The sequence below is a fragment of the Phocaeicola sp. genome (assembly GCF_048170425.1).
GTDB lineage: Bacteria > Bacteroidota > Bacteroidia > Bacteroidales > Bacteroidaceae > Phocaeicola.
This window is the reverse complement of sequence record NZ_DBEXBB010000119.1, coordinates 1-3,135: the sequence shown is the minus strand read 5'-3', so window position 1 is coordinate 3,135 and position 3,135 is coordinate 1. Positions and strand designations below refer to the sequence as shown.

Here is a 3,135-nt window from a genome sequence, read left to right as displayed (position 1 = left end):
TCTTCACAAATGCCATGTCATGTGTCACCATGATTTTCACCAGTTCTTCAAAAGAAGTCTTGCGTGGATTCCAACCCAGCAGTGTCTTGGCTTTGGTCGGGTCACCCAGCAGTTGTTCCACTTCGGCAGGACGGAAGTATTTGGGATCCACTTCCACCAGCACTTTACCGGTTTTGGTATCAATGCCCTTTTCATTCACGCCTTCTCCTTCCCAACGTAGTTCCACACCGGTTTCCTTGAAGGCAAGTGTAGTGAAATCACGTACGGTATGATATTCTCCGGTAGCAATGACAAAATCCTCCGGAGTGTCGTGCTGCAGAATCAGCCACATGCACTCCACGTAATCTTTGGCATATCCCCAGTCGCGCAGCGAATTCAAGTTACCCAGATATAACTTGTCTTGATACCCTTGGGCTATACGTGCAGCTGCCAGTGTAATTTTGCGTGTCACGAAGGTTTCTCCGCGCCGTTCGCTTTCGTGGTTGAAGAGAATGCCGTTTACAGCGAACATACCGTAGCTTTCCCGGTAATTCTTCGTAATCCAGAAGCCGTATTGCTTGGCCACACCATATGGACTGCGTGGGTAGAACGGGGTTGTCTCCTTCTGTGGTACCTCCTGCACCAGACCGAACAGTTCGGAAGTCGAAGCCTGATAGATTTTCGTTTTTTTCTCCAGTCCCAGGATACGTACTGCTTCCAGCATACGCAGGGTGCCTACGGCATCTGCTTCCGCAGTATACTCCGGCACATCGAATGATACTTTCACATGGCTTTGTGCCGCCAGATTGTAGATTTCGTCCGGCTGTACCTGCTGTATGATGCGGATAAGCGAGCTGCTGTCCGTCATGTCCCCGTAGTGCAGGTTTACGAGACGGTTCTTCTTCATGTCACGCACCCATTCATCCAGATAAAGATGCTCTATGCGTCCGGTGTTGAACGATGACGAACGACGCAGAATGCCGTGTACTTCATATCCTTTTTCAATTAGGAACTCGGCCAGGAATGAACCGTCCTGACCGGTGATGCCTGAAATCAATGCTATTTTCTTATCCATGATTCGGGTTTTAAAATCAGTTTTTATTTATGTTATGATGTAAATTTCTCTTTTGTGATATTCCATAAGAATAAGCAGTTCCCGATGATATATCTTCTCCACATTCTTTTGGGTTCCTTTATCAGCCGGTACAGCCATTCCAACCCGTGTTCCTGCCACCATACGGGAGCACGTTGCACGTTTTCAGCAAAGAAGTCGAACACAGCGCCAATAGTACCGATGGGACCGTTTACCTCCAGTTCTTTTAGGTGTGCATAAGTCCATTTCTCTTGTTTGGGAGCGGTCATGCCCACCCAGAGCAAATCCGGCTGTGCCTGGTTTACGGCGGCTATCATGGCTTGATTGTCTTCTTGGGTGAATTCCGGCTTGTAGGGTGGGGAATAAGTCTCTATCCGGATATTGGGATATAACCGGACGGCTTTTACCTTTATTTTCCTCAAGGTGTCTTCGCTACTTCCCAGAAAGAAGCAGGTTCCTCCTTTCCGGTTCAGTTTATTCATTTCGTACAGAAACAAGTCCCATCCCGCTGTGCGCTCTATCTTCTCATGTCTCAGGAGTTTGAATGCCAGTACAATGCTTGCTCCGTCTGGAATCAATGCGTCTCCCCTCAGCAAAGCTTCTGCAAAGGCAGGATCTTTCAATGCTGTGTTATACGAGTGCGCATTGATGGTGTTAATCAGCAGTTTGCCTTCGGGCAATGCGTCAAGCTCACTTCTGTGTTCCAGAAGCGAAATCGTCTTTAACTTCAACATGTAAAAAGGAGTATAATTTTCCGCAGAGTACGCTACGCTGTCGCCCGTCACATGGAAAGGTATTTTTGAACGGAACGATGCAATATGTCCGAGAACTGCGGCAAATGTAAAGATTATGTGTGTAATATACAAGAGGAATGTGAAAAATGTAATTTAGTTGGTCTGGTGGTTGATGCAGATACCTTTCAAATACCATTCGTACAAACGGTGTATTCCTTCGTCTATTTCTATTTTATGATGCCATCCCAGGTTATGCAGTTTGGTCACATCCGTCAGTTTGCGCAGTGTGCCGTCCGGTTTCGAGGCATCCCATCGCAGCTCACCTTTGAATCCTATTTCGGCTATAATCTTTTCAGCCACTTCCTTTATGCTGAGTTCCTTTCCGGTGCCCACATTGATGTGGCAGTTGCGTATTTCTTTACTGTCCGGAGCATATGTGTCTTTAAAGTCTACATTCAGCAGTACATGTACACTGGCATCTGCCATTTCTTCGCTCCATAGGAATTCACGCAACGGTTTGCCGGTTCCCCACAAGGTGACCGCTTCCGGGGTTATTCCGAAGTTGGCAAGCTCTGCCAGAATCTCCTCGTTGCTATAGCTGCCGTTTACCCCTTTCACCGGACGCAGGTCGATGTCTTTGCGCACAGCATCCCAGTCCCCTTCGTTGAGGCATTTGGCAAGGTAGACTTTGCGAATCATGGCAGGCAGTACATGGCTGTTTTCCAGGTGGAAGTTGTCGTTCGGTCCATATAGGTTGGTAGGCATCACGGCTATGTAATTGGTTCCGTATTGCAGGTTGAAGCTTTCACACATCTTCAGCCCGGCTATTTTGGCTATGGCATACGGCTCGTTGGTGTATTCCAGCGGAGAGGTCAGCAGCACTTCTTCCTTCATGGGCTGCGGAGCTTCACGCGGGTAGATGCAGGTGCTTCCCAAGAAGAGCAGCTTCTTTACTCCGTGACGGAAACTCTCACCGATTACGTTCTGCTGGATTTGCAGATTCTGATAGATAAAGTCTGCCCGGTATTGCAGGTTTGCCATGATGCCACCCACGTGGGCAGCAGCCAGTACCACCGCTTCAGGTCGTTCTTCATCGAAAAATTTCTTTACGGCGGTTCCGTCCAGCAAATCCAGTTCTTTGTGTGAGCGTCCTACTAAGTTTGTGTAACCTCTTTGTTGCAGGTTGTTCCAGATGGCGGAACCTACTAAACCACGATGCCCCGCTACAAAAATCTTTGCATTTTTTTCTAACATGACTAATACCCTAGTTATAAAATTAATTTTTTCTATTTACTTCTTGTATGAAGCTATACATTCTTTTAAAATATC

Annotated in this window: 3 protein-coding genes; all 3 read right to left on the bottom strand. The window is 47.2% G+C overall.

All coding sequences use genetic code 11. The features are described 5' to 3' along the window. Positions 1 to 1,054 (bottom strand): GDP-mannose 4,6-dehydratase (gene gmd / locus ACMJ0U_RS04745; RefSeq protein ID WP_417128506.1); only part of this gene is annotated, 1,054 nt, incomplete at its 3' end. Positions 1,055 to 1,086: 32 nt separating this feature from the next. Continuing rightward, a complete protein-coding gene (locus ACMJ0U_RS04740) occupies positions 1,087 to 1,806 on the bottom strand; it encodes a WecB/TagA/CpsF family glycosyltransferase (protein WP_005827970.1) in 720 nt (239 codons plus the stop codon). A gap of 153 nt (positions 1,807 to 1,959) precedes the next feature. After that, on the bottom strand, positions 1,960 to 3,060 hold the full coding sequence (locus tag ACMJ0U_RS04735; RefSeq protein WP_035448094.1) for a GDP-L-fucose synthase family protein: 1,101 nt from the start codon (positions 3,058 to 3,060) through the stop codon (positions 1,960 to 1,962). Positions 3,061 to 3,135 lie beyond the last annotated feature (75 nt).

Coding starts and splice junctions, on each gene's coding strand:
- ACMJ0U_RS04740 (WP_005827970.1), bottom strand. CDS start 1,806: ATGTTGAAGTTAAAGACGATTTCGCTTCTGGAACACAGAAGTGAGCTT.
- ACMJ0U_RS04735 (WP_035448094.1), bottom strand. CDS start 3,060: ATGTTAGAAAAAAATGCAAAGATTTTTGTAGCGGGGCATCGTGGTTTA.